This is a genomic window from Nostoc sp. DSM 114167 (assembly GCF_052692655.1).
Genome location: NZ_CP195116.1, coordinates 4,893,256 through 4,909,952, shown reverse-complemented (window position 1 = coordinate 4,909,952; position 16,697 = coordinate 4,893,256). Strand labels below are relative to the sequence as shown.

The 16,697-nt window shown below is 40.2% G+C and carries 7 protein-coding genes; all 7 read left to right on the top strand.

Features of this window, described 5'->3' with window-relative positions; translation table 11 throughout:
• Window positions 1–11 precede the first annotated feature (11 nt).
• The 7 genes from mads2 to mads8 are packed head-to-tail and all read left to right on the top strand — an operon-like array spanning window position 12 to window position 16,661.
• Window positions 12–2,033 (top strand): methylation-associated defense system DNA methyltransferase MAD2, encoded by a 2,022-nt coding sequence (gene mads2 / locus NSTC731_RS20830; RefSeq protein ID WP_445626603.1) that lies wholly within the window; start codon window positions 12–14, stop codon window positions 2,031–2,033.
• Complete coding sequence (gene mads3, locus NSTC731_RS20825; protein ID WP_445626602.1) at window positions 2,030–3,298, top strand: methylation-associated defense system AAA family ATPase MAD3; 1,269 nt, start codon at window positions 2,030–2,032, stop codon at window positions 3,296–3,298. Before mads2 ends, mads3 begins: the two co-directional genes overlap by 4 nt.
• A complete protein-coding gene (gene mads4, locus NSTC731_RS20820) occupies window positions 3,295–3,936 on the top strand; it encodes a methylation-associated defense system protein MAD4 (protein ID WP_445626601.1) in 642 nt (213 codons plus the stop codon). The genes mads3 and mads4 overlap by 4 nt, the downstream gene beginning before the upstream one ends.
• Window positions 3,933–5,354: a methylation-associated defense system restriction endonuclease subunit S MAD5 gene (gene mads5, locus NSTC731_RS20815; RefSeq protein ID WP_445626600.1), complete on the top strand. Its 1,422-nt coding sequence runs from the start codon at window positions 3,933–3,935 to the stop codon at window positions 5,352–5,354. The genes mads4 and mads5 overlap by 4 nt, the downstream gene beginning before the upstream one ends.
• A complete protein-coding gene (mads6, locus tag NSTC731_RS20810) occupies window positions 5,354–9,496 on the top strand; it encodes a methylation-associated defense system protein kinase MAD6 (RefSeq protein WP_445626599.1) in 4,143 nt (1,380 codons plus the stop codon). The genes mads5 and mads6 overlap by 1 nt, the downstream gene beginning before the upstream one ends.
• Window positions 9,496–11,175 carry a methylation-associated defense system protein MAD7 gene (gene mads7 / locus NSTC731_RS20805; protein WP_445626598.1) on the top strand — a complete coding sequence of 560 codons (1,680 nt, stop codon included), beginning with the start codon at window positions 9,496–9,498 and terminating at the stop codon, window positions 11,173–11,175. The genes mads6 and mads7 overlap by 1 nt, the downstream gene beginning before the upstream one ends.
• The gene (mads8, locus tag NSTC731_RS20800) at window positions 11,172–16,661 is read left to right on the top strand and encodes a methylation-associated defense system ATP-binding protein MAD8 (protein ID WP_445626597.1); all 5,490 of its coding nucleotides are present in this window, start codon (window positions 11,172–11,174) and stop codon (window positions 16,659–16,661) included. Before mads7 ends, mads8 begins: the two co-directional genes overlap by 4 nt.
• Window positions 16,662–16,697 lie beyond the last annotated feature (36 nt).

Here is a 16,697-nt window from a genome sequence, read left to right as displayed (position 1 = left end):
GTCATTAGCACATGAAATCAAAACAGTTGCCTATTCCTGATTTAGAAGTTGATACAGAAGATTTCACTATTTCTGATGGCTATATCCTTGACTTTATTAGTGGTGAGAAAAGTCTCAAAGATACGCCAAAAGAACAGGTGCGTCAACGGATTGCACGGGCGCTGTTTCACGAGTATGGAATTTCGGTGGAAGATATGGCGGCTGATTTTCCAGTTTCTATTAATGGGAAGCGGAAAAAGCTGGATATTGCCATTTTTCACCACGACCAGGAGCATACGGTTCAAAATTTAAGTCGGGTGGTGGTTTGTCGCCAAGAACCGAAGGTCGGCAGAAATGCGGTTAGGATTCGAGATTACGACCAAGCAGCGAAGGATTTAGAAGAACTAGAAACCATCATGGTGCATATTGACTCCTGTAAGTATGGTTTATGGACGAATGGTTTAGAGTTCTTTTATTTAGAGAAGCAAAAAACGCGGTTTGAAGACCGATTTGAGCCGATAGGAGATTGGCCCCCTGCTGATGAATCTTTGGACACACAGGAAGTAGTTTCTAGTGCGCGTACCCGCAAGGCTGATCCAGAAATGCTGCGTGTGGCTTTCCGGCGCTGCCATAATTTCATTCACGGGAATGAGGGAATGCCCAAGGATGCAGCATTTTGGCAGTTTTTATACTTGATTTTCTGCAAAATGCATGATGAGCAGAAATCGCCTCGCGGTCAACGGCGATTTTGGGCGGGGCCAAAGGAACAGTTTGACACAGAGGGACGCAAGGAAATCCGGAACCGACTTATACCGTTGTTTGAGGATGTGAAAAAAAATTACAGCAATCTTTTCAGGGGAAATGAGGAAATTACCCTTTCTGACCGCGCTCTTGCTTTTATGGTTTCTGAATTGGCAAAGTATGACTTTACACGCACAGATGTAGATGCTAAGGGTGGAGCTTATCAAGAAATAGTTGGTGCGAATTTGCGTGGCGATCGCGGCCAATACTTTACACCACGGGGTATTATCAAGCTGGCGGTGGCAATGCTTGACCCCCAGGAAAATGAGCGGATTTTAGACCCAGCCTGTGGAACTGGTGGATTTTTGGTGGCAGTGCTGGCACATATGATGAAAAAGTTTAGAAATGTACCAGTGGAAGATGAAACTACGGAGGAGTTTCTGTCTGTCAATAAACGCCTGCGCCAGTTTGCCGAGAAACAAGTGTTTGGTGCGGATTTTGACCCGTTTCTAATTAAAGCTTGCCAGATGAATATGGTGATGGCGGGAGATGGCAGGGGTCATCTTTATCACATCAACTCTGTGGATTTTCCCAATGGGCATTTAGACGGTTTAGAACCAGCTAAAAAAGAAATTCCTTTTGAATCAATTGATGTGTTGTTGACTAATCCGCCTTTTGGTTCTGATATTCCGATTACGGATCAAAATACACTCAAGCAGTTTGAATTAGCTTACGCTTGGGAACGTACAGAGGATGGTAGTTTTCGCAGGACTGGCAGACTTCAGGGGAGTGTTGCGCCGGAGGTGTTGTTTGTTGAACGTTGTCTGAACTGGCTAAAACCGGGGGGAAGGATGGGGATTGTTTTGCCAGATGGCATTTTGGGCAATCCTGGAACTGAATATATCCGGTGGTGGATTCTGCGTCATTCTTGGGTATTAGCTAGTGTAGATATTCCAGTTGAGGCATTTATTGTAGAGGCGAATGTAAATATCCTCACAAGTTTGCTGTTCCTCAAGAAGAAAACCAAAGAGGAAATTAGGGCTGAGGATTTGGGAGGTAAGACGGACTATCCTGTATTTATGGCAGTGGCAGAGAAGGTAGGATTTGACCGTCGAGGAAATACGCTTTATAAACGGACTCCTGATGGTGAAGAAATTGTGGTGGTGAAAGAGAAAATAGAAAGAATTCGCATTGGGGAACGTATTATTGAACGTCCTTTAAAACGAAAAGAAAAGATACTTGATGATGACCTGCCTGTAATTGCCGAAAAATATCGAGAGTTCCGCCAAGAATATCCAACTCCAGGTATATGATTTCTCGAATAGAAGCTTTTAATTATCGCTGCTTTGAAAGGCTTGATATTAAACTCGGTCAATATCATGTTTTGGCTGGTGCGAATGGCACGGGTAAAAGTACGCTGCTTGATATTCCTTTATTGTTAAGCGAAATTCTATCACAGGGATTAGTATCAGCTTGTTTGGAATCTCCTTCTATTGGCGGCAGTCCGAGAGCGCAAAATTTACAAGAATTGCTGCATTATGGCAAAGGGAATTATTTTGGTTTTGCCATAGAAGCTGATTTGCCTGAAGAAATTATTGTTAAATTGCTTAAATATGCACCATCCACAGTTATAGAACATAAAAATAGATATCCTCGGAGTATTAGGTATGAAATTCGGTTTCAAATTTTTAATAAGATTGAGCTTCATGTAACTGATGAATTTTTATATATTGTTCCGCAGAAGGTCTCTGAACCCAAAGAAGGCTGGGGAATAGGAGGTAAACGCCCTCGTTATTGGCAAACAATTATTGTGCGGGAATCCGGTTCAAGAACAATTTTTAAACAAGAAGACCGAAGCCGCTCTAAAATTAACTTGCGACTGGAACCTCAAGAATTAGCTTTAGCAAATTTACCTAATGATATTGATAAATTTTCTGCATCTATTTGGTTCAGAAATCTTTTAGAAAAAGGCGTAATGCGTTATGAACCAAGTTGGTCAGTGCTGCGGAAAGCTTGTCCGCCTGGTCAGCCTAAAACTTTGCGTAAAGATGGTTATAATCTGCCTTGGTTAGTGCTGAATTTGCAACAAGAACAGCCAGATTTATTTAAGTCTTGGGTAGAACACGTCAAAATGGCTTTGCCTAATGTTGTGACAATAAAAGCCATTCAACGTGAAGAAGATTATCATGCTTACCTCAAATTAACCTATTGGGGTAATCATGTTGTTACTTCTTCAGGATTATCTTATGGAACTCTGCATATTTTGGCGTTAACTATTTTGCCATATCTGCCTCAACCGCATAGTCTAATTTTTTTGGAAGAACCAGAAAATGGTATTCATCCCAGAGCAATTGAGGTAGTATTACAATCTTTGAGTTCGGTGTATGATTCTCAAGTTTGGGTATCTACACATTCTCCTGTAGTGTTGGCATATACTGAACTAGAATCAGTGATTGTGATGCGAAGTAGTAAAGAAAATGGTGCAGAGGCAATTCCCGGAAATAAACACCCACGTTTACAAGATTGGCAGGGAAGTATTGACCTTGGTTCCCTGTTTGCAGCAGGGGTACTGGGATGAGAGATTGTATCTTTTTGCTGGCTGATAAAAATATGGAGGCAGCTTTTACGGGTTTTTTGACAAGAAAGCAGTTCCATAGAAGTTTGGGAATTCGGCAGTTTGCATTCGACCCACAACAGGACATTATTGTTGAAGCCGGTAGTGATCCAGGTGTGTATAACCGCGCCCATGAATTAATTCGCCTTTACCAAAAAACTCATCGTTATGCTGTTGTGGTGTTAGATAATGCTTGGGATGGGTCGCCTGGGGTAGAAAGAATTTCTAATAATATTATGGAAAATCTTATTGAAACTGGTTGGGATGAAGAGAATTGTGCAGTGATTGTAATTGACCCAGAACTAGAGATTTGGATATTACAGGATAATCGTAACGTAGAAGAGGCTTTTCGATTTAAAAAAGATGTTCCTTTAAGAAAGTGGTTAGAAGAAAAAGGTTTATGGGATGCTTCTGCATTAAAACCTGCTGACCCGAAGAAAGCTGTTGAAGATGCTTTGAAATTCTCAAGAACTCCTCGCTCATCAGCTATTTATAAAAATATAACCAGCAAAGTCTCTGTCAAAGGATGTACAGATACAGCATTTGAAATGTTGTGCATTAAAATGCAGCAGTGGTTTCCATTTGAGGAGGATCAAGCATGAAAACTACCAAGCTAGACTTTCCAGTGATGTCCTCTTGGATGGAAAATAACGGGCGGCGTTTGGATTGTAACCCGTATCTTTCTGGGGCTTTTGAAGCGAAGGTGATACTTGAAAAACTGTCAGCCAAGAAACAGCCTTTGCATGAAGTTACGCAGGGAGGAATGAAAGGGATTTTTAATGGTCCCAGATTTGCTCGTAATTATGTTGAAGACCCAGAATACGGTATTCCTTTTCTTGGCAGTGTAGATATTTTGGCAGCAGATTTATCAAATCTTACTCTTTTATCTAAAAAACAAGTAGCTTCACATCCAGAGTTACTAATTGATGAAGGATGGACTTTGATAACTTGCTCTGGAACTATAGGTAGAATGGTTTATTCCCGTTCTGAGATGAGAGGTATGGCGGGTTCACAGCATTTTATGCGGGTTGTTGCAGACCCTGACAAGATTTTGCCAGGCTATTTATATGCTTATCTCAGTAGTAAATTCGGAGTTCCTCTTGTTATCTCAGGAACTTACGGTTCAATTATTCAAGGTATTGAACCTCAGCATTTAGCTGATTTACCAGTGCCAAGATTAGGTAAAGATATTGAAGAAGAAGTGCATAATTTAGTTTTAGAAGCTGCGAGAATACGAACAGAGGCAAATATTCAGCTATCTTCAGCTATTCATAAGTTGGAAAAATATTTTAACTTACCTCATCTACCCCGAACAATTAATAAAACAGAACCGGATACTTCTGTCACTTCCTCTGAATTGTTAAGCTCTCGTTTAGATGGATTATTTCACAGCAATTATCACAAATCTGCGCTAGAACCACTATTGAAACTTCCTGAGTCAATGAGGACAACTTTAGGTACTATAGCGGATGAGGTTGTAGAGCCATTAAGATTCAAGCGTACCCCAATTGATAATTCAGCTTACGGAATACCTTTTTTTGGAACTTCCACTCTAATGTGGCTTGAGCCAACACTCACATACTATATAGCTAAGAATAAGCCAGGAATTAAACAGTATATAGTAGATGATAAAACACTTTTGGTTCCTCGATCCGGTCAGCTTGCAGGCATAATTGGTCATGTTGTATTTCCTTATGGTTCTGTAGTTGGTGGAGCAGTCACGGAAGATGCTATTCGTATAAAGGCTAAATCACAAGCGATTGCAGGTTATCTCTTCATTGCTTTGTCATCTGAATATGGAAGACGACAACTAAAAGCACGAGCATTTGGTTCTTCAATACCACATCTTGATGTACGCATGATTAAAGCAACAGTTATCCCTCTGCTTTCAGAAGAAAAGATGCAAGAAATAGGTACTATTGGATATCAAATTTCCCAAGCAAGAAGCAAAGCTATTGAGAAAGAACAGCGAGCGAGAAACTTGGTAGAGCAATGGATTGAGTCTGAGGGGGTAGTTTAATGGTTGCTAAAGTCATTCGTATAGGTGAACCCGTCAACGACTCCGAACGCCAAGCAATTAAATTCCTCCGCGATAACTTACCCGATACTTACACCATAATTCATAACTTTGAAATCCCTCAAGGCAAAGAAAAATATGAAATTGATCTAGCCATCATCGCCCCTCACAGCATTTTTATTGTTGATGTTAAAGGTATTCCCGGACTAATTGATATTTATAATTCAAAATGGTATCCAGAAGGACGAGGTAATATTGGTGCGCCATTAGCAAAGTGCAGACAAAATGCTAGGGTTATCAAATCTTTAATTTGTGATACTCATCCCACCAAAACAGACCTCAAACAAATTCACGTCCACGCTGCGATTTTAATGACAGCCCCTAACTCTCATGTTGATGCTCATGGGAGTTCTGATGAAGATGATATCACTTACCTCAATCAAAAATGCCTGACTTATTTCAAAGGCAAAGGTCATATTCCTAGCCATCGTTCACAGGATATTCGTTCTTTTCACACTAATATCGAACAAGCAATTGTCGGGAAAGCCCGTCCCAAGTCTGCGCCTATTATTTACCGTGAATGGCAAATAGAAGAAGAACTGGGAGGAACCCCAGATAAATATACAGAATACCGCGCCAAGCATATTTTTCTCGGTAAACGCGGGGGAATAGCCCGACTGCGCGTTTATGAAGTTGACCCCTACCAAGAGCATAGCATTCGCGATCGCCAACGGAATCTGATTAGCAATGCTTATCGTTCAATGGTGCAGATGCCTGGCCATCCAAACATCTTAAAATTAACAGAATTTTTCCCTACCGAAGCAGAAGAGAAATTCATTTTAGTTATAGAAGATATCGCCGGAGAACCCCTTAGTCAGCACATTAGAAAACCCAATTTAGCACTTACTTTTGACCAGAAAATTGGCATAATCAGCGATATTCTCTCAGCCCTTGACCACGCTCATAAATACGAAGTAATTCACCGCAACCTTACACTAGATGCCATATTAGTCACTCCTGATGGCAATGCGCGGCTAACAGCTTTTGACTACGCTAGGGTGACAAAAAACCGCAGCAGTACCATTGCAGAAGATATTGTAGACGAGCTTGACTATAACTACCAAGCACCTGAGTGTTACCGCGACCCCACCCAAGCCAGTATCGCCTCAGATTTATTCTCGGCTGGGTTGGTCTTTTACGAATTATTAACGGGACAAACGGCTTTTGGGAATATTTCCCAAGTTTTTGACTGTGATGGTATTTTTCCAGAGAAAGCATCCGCCTATAAACCAGACCTCCCAGTAGGTATCGATGAATGGTTGCAAAAACTTTGCGCTTTTGACCCTGAAGAACGCTTTATAAGTGCAGCAGTTACACTGGTGGAACTCAACAATATCATTACACCCAAATCACCAGTGATACCTCCATCTAATACAGAGGAAAATCCTAAATCTTTGGCTGAAATAGACTTGTGTAATTTACCAGCGGATTATGTTCTTGATGAGCTATTTATTATTCAAAAGCGCCTTGGTCAAGGTGGATTTGGTGTAGCCTACAAAGTATTTGATTCGATGGGAGATAGGGATTTAGTAATGAAACTCATCACCCGTGACAAACAATCAATTTACCAACGTTTAATACGAGAATACAAAACACTGCTAAATATTCCCGAACATCGTTATATTGTGAAAGTCATTATTGCTGGTAAATTGCCAGATGATACACCATACATTCTATTTAATTATATTGATGGTGAAGATGTAGAAAAACTCCTAGAAACAGAAGCCCTTTCCTTGGAAGATGCAGTAACAATTGCACTGCAAACTGCCGAAGGGTTAGCACATCTGCACGAAAATCGTGTTTATCACCAAGATATCAAGCCTTCTAATCTCCTGTTGACAGACAAGGGAGTTCGCATCATTGACTTTAATGTTGCTGTCTCAGAAAGAGATGAAACCATGACAGGCGGCGGAACTAGGGCATATATCCCACCAGATTTTGACTTGACTCTAGATTTAGACCAAATTGATCAAGCCGAAAAAAGCGATCGCGACCTCTATGCACTGGGGATTACCTTTTATGAGTGCATTACAGGTAAATATCCTTTCGATGATCGAGATCCGAAGCTAAGGCGAGATAAACTACCCCACGATCCACGAAATTTTACTGCGTCTAAGGATTTGAGTGACGAATTAGCACAATTCTTGATGAAGGCTATTTCTCCCTACAGGGTTGATAGATTTTCTTCTGCTAAGGTATTCGGCGAAGCATTGGATGTAATCAAACACCCAAGAAAAATTTCCCAACCCACTCAGCTAACAACTGAATCCTTACCATCGGCATTAACAGATACTTCTAAACCTAATTTTAATCCCTTTGTTAGCCATTTGCTTACCCTGTACAGCCAAAGTCAGCAAACCAATGCAGGAACCAGAGGATTAGATAAAATAGGCAAGTTAACTTATGTCCCCACACTGTTAGACCAAGCATTGCAACCTGCAATTTTAGCAGGTGAATTTAGCTTAGTAATGATTTCCGGGAACGCAGGTGATGGTAAAACCGCTTTTATTCAGCAACTAGAAAACTATGCACAAGAGAAAGAAAACGTTCAATTAAAACGAGGATTAAACGGTTCCGAGTTTCAAATAGGAGGACGAACTTTCTTTACCAATTATGACGGTAGTCAAGACGAAGGCGATAAAGCTAATAACGATGTACTTTTAGAATTTTTAGCATCTTTCCAAGGGTCAAATACAAAAACTTGGCAAACCAACGAAACGCGGTTGATTGCGATTAACGAAGGTCGCCTAGTTGACTTTTTATCTGAACATGAAAACCGATTTCCCAAACTCGCCAAAATAGTCAAGAATGGCATAAAAGGTGCAGATCCAGAAAACGGTGTTGTAGTCATCAACCTCAATATCCGGTCAGTTGTCGCCGATTTAGGTCAAGGAAATCACTCAATTTTTGATAGATTAATTCGCCGCATGACTGAACCGCGCTTCTGGGAAGCTTGCGGTAGTTGCGACCTGAAAGAAAGATGTTACATTTACCACAATGCCCGCACTTTCATGGATGGCACAGCAAGTCCGAAAGTGATTGAAAGGCTTAAAACCCTATATACTATCACCCACCTACGCGGCCGCTTGCATATTACCTTGCGGGATTTGCGTTCAGCCTTAGCCTTTATGCTGGCGGGAACGAGAGATTGTGACGGCGTTCACGAATTGTATCGCCAAAGCACCCCCGAAGCACGACAACACATCCTTGATGGATTTTATTTTAATTCTTGGATGGGAGGTATGGGTGGTTCAGGCGATCGCTTAATTTCTCTGCTGCAAGAAATTGATGTTGGAGAAACCAGCAATCCTAGCCTTGACCGCAGCTTTGCCTTTTTAGAACCCGGTGCTAAAGAAATGGGGCGGTTTAACTTCTCAGACCGTAGCCGCAATGATGACCATTTGTTACAAAAGACATTTGAAAAACTACTTAATGACTATCGAGGTAAAATTGAAGATGATCGTCAAAAAGCATACAAGAAATATATAGCTATGCTACGACGGCGGCAATACTTTGAACGCCGAGACTCAGGATGGCAAGAAATGCTACCTTATTCTTATTTTGAAGATTTTCTCAGGCTAGTAACAGCAGAGGAAGACCTAGCCAAGGAAGTGCAACCTCTCTTACGAGCTATTAACAGGGGTGAAGGGCTAAGAAATCCATCTCGTCTTGGCAATAAACTAGCCCTACGAGTTCACCAAGTCAACAACGGTACTATCCGCAGTTACCGTATATTTGATAGTAATAGTTTTGGCATTCAACTTGGTAAAGCTGGGGGAATAACTCGCTTTATAGAATTTTTGCCACAAGCATTCTATCTTCAGTATCATTCTTTAATGAGACAGGATGCAGAGTTAAGTATAAACTTGGACGTATATGAGATGTTGAAAAGACTTGATGCGGGTTATCGTCCCAGTATTGAAGAACAACAGGGGCTTTACCGGAGTTTAGCTGTATTCAAGAATATCTTGGCTTCAGCCCCTTATCAAGAAGTTTTACTCACAGAAACCGGACAAGACTTTTATAGTATCAGCCGCGATGAAGTTGGTAATTTATCGCTGACGCAAGTCCAAGAGGGAATTTAATGGAACTGGATAAAAAAGACAAAGCCTTTGCACTTGGCAAAATAACTTATGTTGACTACACACATATTGAAATCGACAGGGCTTTACTCAATTTCTTTCCTAGACTGAAATTTGATGGCTATCCCGGTAGAGTTAGAAGTTCCAGCACTATATTGACTATAGATAAATTTTTAGAAGATTTTATCGAAGAAGAAAATCAGGATAAGTTTGTTGGCTTTGCAGCTCATCAAGATATCGTTTATAAGTGGCTAGAAACTGATTTATTGGATTTAGTTAATCGAGGAAAATCAAACCAAGCTGTTGTATCGCCTCGACCACTACACGGTAATGCATACAAATATAGAAATACAAAACACGCTAGAGATCATGGTTCATCTGAGCAAATTTATTGGATGATTTATTATGCCCGTAATGGTTTGGGTCAAGCTGCAAGGGATGCGTTGAAGGATTTTATTTTTGCTGGGCTTGACCAACAAACTGACCGTATTTTACTTTCAGACCAAAGAATTGATGTAGAAACTCAGGCAATTCTACATTTTGATAAGCAAGTCAAAAAAGACGCTGAAGACCGTTCCAAAGAACTTGAGAGATACTCACCCCTTTGTATTGGTCAAGCAGACTTGCTAGCAGACGATATTCTCCGTTTACTAACCTATGAAAGTTATATGCCTCGATCAGTTCTGGTGGATTACCTGAAAACGCTGTTGTCATTCCACTTAGGGCTGTACCACCTGCGCCTGATGAAACTTTTACCAGCGTTAGTAAAGCGGCGTGGAAGTGACCCAACGTGCGATCGCTGTCCTGTAAAACCCAGAATATCTTCACCGCATGGTGAGTGTCCGCACCGTATTGAGTTACTGGTTGATATGGGCGACCCTACCAATCCTCACATGACAGAGTTAAGTTGTCAAAGTGCAGATACCCATTACCGTCGTATCCAAACTTATATTGAAGCTCATTTCATCACCAAAAAATTAGATGAAATGGCTGAATATTTAAAAAAAAGAAACAAGTTATCACCTGCTGGAAATTATTTCTCTGTTGGAGAAGTTTTACAACTTTTGCATCCTTCTAAGAATAAAGAACGGGAGGATTATTTTAAATCAAGATTAACGGGACTTATAGAAAGATATCAGGAAGGAGGAGCAGAATCTTCAATTCCTCCAGAAGTTCAGCGCATTATTAATATGAATTTGGCAGAATTTGATACTTTTATAGAAATAATAGTAGCTTTAAAAGGCAGGAGTCATAGGGAGGCTATTACCAAATGCTTGGATTCTTTTTTCGTAAAAAATAGTGCTTCAGGTTTGCTACGTCAATTTCGTCCTAAGGGCAGCCCTCGCTGGTTTGCTTTAGGAAGTCGATTACTTGAAGTACTATTGCAAATTGCTGTTTTGGAACCCAATGGAACAAGCTTTGTGACCCGTGAAATTAGGGTTGATGAACTGCTTATATTTCTGCGCGATCGCTATGGTCTCTACATTGATCGTTTACCTCCTGCTGATGGCTTCGGACAACCCAGCATTGTAGATCAGCAGGCACTGCGGAAAAATGTTACAGCTTTCAAGACTCGTCTGCGAGAAATTGGATTTTTCCAAGACCTATCGGATGCCTATGTTACCCAAACAGTGACTCCTCGTTATACTATCAATACTGAGAATTCCAGAGGTAACAAATGAGCCAAGATTTTAAAGAGCTTCAGCATGAGGAATTAACTCAAGCTTTAGAATCATTATTGTTACCGCGCCTGAGAGATATTCTTGCTTCACGCAGTAAAGGTCATTGTATGCGAGTCGCAGATTTGGACTCACATCTGATGATAATACTGACGCGCAGCTTGCGTCGAGAAGTTCCAGAAGCGCAAGTTTTTATTTTGAATGGTAACGGACAAAATACTGACAACCCAGATTTATATATTTCGTCTACCAAGTTAATCGAACTACGTAACCCTTTACCTGATGGTTCGTTACGACCACCATTACTTATCTTTTTACCATCAAATCTGCAAACAAATGCAGAAGATTCCTTCAACGTTGCGTCGTTTGAAGAAATTTCTCTGGCTGATGTTTATCAGCAACTAGTTCAGAAACTCATTCAGCAAGTTCCGACACCTTTACAAGGTTATATTAAAGAAATTTTGAAGTATTTAACCCAAGAAAAATGGCGTTGGGCTAATGCAGTAAAGCAAGCGCGTTTTTTGCAAACCGCAGTTATAAATGGGATTGCTGGGGATACCCTTGGTGCTGCATTGTATGAATTGGGTTTGGTTCCAGATTTTCATTTGTTTGATCAACCTACAAATACCACTTTCAAAATTAGCAAGAATTTAGAATCGATGAAAAAGCTTACCTTAAATTTTGACAAATCGATTTTGGGTAGAGTTTTAGATTTAGAGTTAACTGATAAATCAGTTCAAAATAAATTAAATAAATATTTAGTTGAAGTAGGTGTAGAAGACCCATACGTGTGGACTAAGCAAGTTATATTAAACCGCAAAAATTGGGATATATCTTTTGACAAATGGAAGTTTCAGGAAGATGTTAGTCCTGATAAAATCTTAATAGAAGTTTTGGATATTGGACTAAGTTTTGTAAAAGATGATGAAACCAATCAAAGTTTACAAAGCCTAATTGGTCAACAAGTATTAGTTCCCAAAGAGCAAAAAAAATTCAAAGTTGAGTTTAAGGTAGACCCCCATCCTCAGCAAATAGAGGGGTTAGACCACTTTACTGTCCAAATTATGACGCAAGATGGTTGTACTGTTGGAAGTGCTAAAAAAGTTAAAGTATGGAAAACAAGAAGCCAAAATAAAAATGTTACTTTAGATAAACTCGATAAATTTGAATTTGAAGAAGGCTGGCATTTTGTTAGGGTTTTACCTTGGACAGAGAATGATGATTCAATACCTTTAGCTGAACCAGAGAATAGTTCAACTCTTGCCCAGATAAAGCCTTATGAAAGTGAATTATTTTATGTACTTCCCAATGCTGAAATTGATGCAGAACCACCAGAAATCAAGTTTTCTGAAGAAATTAGCTTAGAACACGCAAAACTAAGACTCCAGTTTAAGGCGATCGCTGAGGGTCGCGACCCCAATGTAGTTACTCTCAAAAATGTAGTTTGGGCTGAAAAAAGTAGCAAAACTCGCAGCACAGCCCAAGAAGCCTTAGAAGTAAAATTTGGTCGTGACGGCAAATTTCGTATCCCCATAGCGCAATGCTTAAAGGATTTAGAATTTGCAATATTAACATCTCCACAAAGTCCTGTAGGTTGGAAATTACAGGTCAAAATGGGTCAAGTTGGTTCGCCTTCAACAGATATTATTGATTTTCCGAAATCAGCAGTAGCATTAAGTTTTTTATCAACCCGTGCTGATTATTTCGCCGACATTCTTTCGGGAGATAAAAACCTTATTTCTCAGGCGGTTAATTTTATTGCTTTGAAAGACGTTGCTTATGAGTACGCTGCGGCATATCGAGAACTGTTAGTTGACTTGTGCCGTAAAGTAGAAAAAAGCAATGCTTCAGACTGGCAATCTCTCAGTGACCTGAAAAAAGTACTGTTGGTAGATACAGTGCGCTTGGAGATTACAGACTTCCGTGGACAAACACGGGAAGCTATATTATTAGGATCAACCCATCCACTACGTGCCTTATGGCTGACAACATGGAGTCAAATTGCACAATCTTGGGTTGCTGCTACCTACAATGGACAAAAAAAATATGTGGTTTCTGCGAGAGATGGCATTTTACAGGGGTTTCTACCTTTAAACGTACCTCCAACTTTGCCCCTAACTGACGGCAGAGTTTTTATCACGGTTGATAATATTAATCCATTCTGGTCGCTGTATGCTCCATCAACCGAAGAAAACACACGGGGCTTATTAGGGGAAGTCTGTGCTGCTTTAGGACTAACAGAACCTACTATTGGCGCTGCGGTCAATGCTGAAGTCTTAGCTTCTCGGATTGAAAGTTATTTGGCACAAAATCCATACATCCGCACGCTCAGTATTAATGCATTTAACTCAGGTCGTGCGACTGTTCTTGCAGATGCCCTTATTTTATTGCAAAAGCAGGAAGCATTTAGAGATTTACGGTATGACATTCGCTTATTTGTCCCTGATCCAGAAGCGCCTGGGGTTGGTGAAGCTATAGAACAGCTCCTTACACCAATTTCCACCGTAACGTCAGAGGTAGTTGATGCTTTTTCTACATCTAGCGGAAATTACTTGTTTCCTAAATTAAATCTGGCAGTTCATTCCGTTAATGATTTTCGTAACCCAGAATCAAAAAATAAATATCAAGCTCACATTAGTATATTAGTAGATTTATTTCCCGCAAAAGAAATCGGTTCAGCACCACCCTTCCGCTCGAAAGAGATTGCATCCTTATATGGTCTAGTTCAAGATTTTGTTGTCGAATTTCAAGATAATGAGAATGGTACTTTCTGGCGGCGACAACCCCGTCATGGCGAAGCGCGTTCTGTTGTTGGTGCAGAAAACTTGATTGATTTATTGGCTGAGTTGCCTAAAATAATGTCCGGCGCAACTGCTACTGTCGCTACAGGGGTACCAGCTTTTGAAAAACGTCCAGTGGTAACGTTAGGTCTAAATGCAGAACAACGGGAATTATTGCATCATATTCATAATGTCTGTGATTGGGTTTTCACCATTGATCGTAATATTGGCATTGAATTTTTCGACCACGGCGGTCAGAGCGATCGCCCACCTTACTTAGTTGACTATGTTCCTAATACTGCTGCTAGTCTTGGACATCGATTGGTGGTTACTTCGCGCTCTTTATCAGAACTGGAATCAGTTTTGTCGCAAGTTTTAGAGCAATATGGACTTAAGGCTGAAGGAAGTCATGCAGGGGTTATTCTTGAACAGCTGCGATCGCTCTCTGGACGACTAGCATTAAAACTAATCTCATCTGCTAATCAGCAAGCAGAAGCTCTTGGACTAGCTTTAGCTCGTCTATTTTTGCATTACCAAGGAGCATTATCAAACCAAATTATACTTCCTCTGGATGCCCATGTAGAATTGTTTCAAAAAGCGAAGCAGCAAGCAGATGAATTAGGTAACTCAGTCAGTTTGCAACGTACAGATTTAGCGCTTTTTGATCTCAATGCTAAAACTCGAACTATAGTTTGCAACCTAGTTGAAGTTAAATGCTATGCCCAGGTAGGAAGTATTAGCAGTTTCAATCGATTAAAAGAGCAAATAGCAGAACAAATTAATCAATCTCAAAACGTTTTATGCCTACACTTTGAGGTACAGCCAAGACCAGACATATTATTAAAAGTTCGTGAATTTGCGACTCTACTTGAATTTTACTTAGAACGAGCTTTGCGCTATGAAGTAATTGAGAAGGATGCCGCAGAAGAAGCAAGAATCTTAATCACAACACTAGAAGATGGTTACACGCTTACATTTACGCGAAGTGCGCTAGTTTTTGATTTTGGAAAAGCAGGCACAGAACCACCGGAATCTGACCAAGGAATTGAATATCATCGTATTGGTATTGATTTAATTAAAGAATTGATCGCTTTAGCAAAACCTATCGTAAAAATCACTCAATCTTCTGAGGGGAAAAATATTAGAAAAGAGTCACAGCCAAGGGATATTACAGACTCAATCCCTCGTTTGATATCAGCCGCTTTTCTTGTCCCATCAAGGAAACATTCTATAACTTGGGATAATTTGATAATGGATGAGCAACAAAGTCTTATTTTAGAAGAAGAACATCCTGAAACTTCTACTCCAGTAGTTTACTCTTCAGTAAATTCTTACGAAATCCCCTCAAGTATCAGTGAAGAGATAGAAGCTTCCGCAGTAAACAATCAAGAAACACAAGAGGTTCAGGATGTCTTAAAATCTGTTGAAGTTATTAACTCACAGCCACCAGATAATTTTGCCTTACCTTTACCATTACAGGTTGAAACTGATGAAGCACCTAAAAAGGAACTGGTTTATGATGTAATGCTTGGCGTTCAATCTTCAACCCCCCAGTATGGAATTCTAGGAGAAACATCTGGACGTAAGGTTGCTTTAGACTTGAATCAAACTCACACTATCAGCCTTTTTGGAGTTCAAGGAGCAGGAAAAAGTTACACATTAGGCAGTATTGTTGAAATGGCTTGTATACCTATTTCAAATATCAACATTCTACCAAGCCCCTTAGCAACTGTAATTTTTCATTACAGTCCAACCCAAGATTACAAACCTGAGTTTACTTCAATGGTTTCACCCAATTCCGAGCCTATTCAAGTAACTTTGTTGCGTGAAAGATTTGGGGCAGAACCAGCTGCGCTTAAAGATGTTGTGATCCTCGTTCCCGCTTCAAAAGTTGAAGAAAGAAAAGCTGAGTACCCAAATATAGAAGTTCTTCCTCTTACCTTTGCGGCATCAGAACTAAAAGCTACACACTGGAGATTTTTGATGGGTGCTGTTGGTAGTCAAAGTATGTATTTGCGTCAAGTAAACCAAATTATGAGAAGGTTGCGCGATCAACTAACACTTCAAGAAATTATTCAAGGTGTAGAAAACTCTTCTCTATCAGATCACCTAAAAGATTTAGCCAGAACTAGGCTAGAATTTGCGGCTGAATACATTGATGATACGCGTCGCTTAACTGATGCTGTTCGTCCTGGTCGCTTAATTATCGTGGATTTACGAGATGAGTTTATTGAAAAAGACGAAGCTTTGGGACTCTTCGTTGTTTTATTACAAATTCTTTCCGAGGCAACTCATAATGGACAGCTATTCAACAAACTTGTTGTTTTTGATGAAGCGCACAAGTACATAGAAAACCCAGACCTAGTAGCTGGACTAATCGAGGTGGTTCGAGAAATGCGACACAAGGGAACTAGTATCATGGTTGCTTCACAAGATCCACCATCAGTCCCCACATCGCTCATTGAATTATCCTCACATATAATAATGCATCGGTTTAATTCACCAGCTTGGCTAAAGCACATTCAAAAAGCTAATGTATCGCTTAACAGTCTGTCTCCAGAAAATATGAGTAATCTAGGTGCTGGTGAAGCTTATATTTGGTCGGCTAAAGCTAGTGATAATGCATTTACCAAAGGAACCGTAAAAGTCAGGTGTCGTCCCAGGTTCACTCAACATGGCGGTAGTACAAAAACAGCAGTTAATCTTTAGTTAATAACCATCGGTTTTTTGCCCGAATTTCAGAGT

What these genes read in the sequence shown, in the direction of transcription:
- mads4 (WP_445626601.1), top strand. Translation starts at nt 3,295, where the DNA reads ATGAGAGATTGTATCTTTTTGCTGGCTGATAAAAATATGGAGGCAGCT.
- mads3 (WP_445626602.1), top strand. Translation starts at nt 2,030, where the DNA reads ATGATTTCTCGAATAGAAGCTTTTAATTATCGCTGCTTTGAAAGGCTT.
- mads6 (WP_445626599.1), top strand. Translation starts at nt 5,354, where the DNA reads ATGGTTGCTAAAGTCATTCGTATAGGTGAACCCGTCAACGACTCCGAA.
- mads7 (WP_445626598.1), top strand. Translation starts at nt 9,496, where the DNA reads ATGGAACTGGATAAAAAAGACAAAGCCTTTGCACTTGGCAAAATAACT.
- mads5 (WP_445626600.1), top strand. Translation starts at nt 3,933, where the DNA reads ATGAAAACTACCAAGCTAGACTTTCCAGTGATGTCCTCTTGGATGGAA.
- mads2 (WP_445626603.1), top strand. Translation starts at nt 12, where the DNA reads ATGAAATCAAAACAGTTGCCTATTCCTGATTTAGAAGTTGATACAGAA.
- mads8 (WP_445626597.1), top strand. Translation starts at nt 11,172, where the DNA reads ATGAGCCAAGATTTTAAAGAGCTTCAGCATGAGGAATTAACTCAAGCT.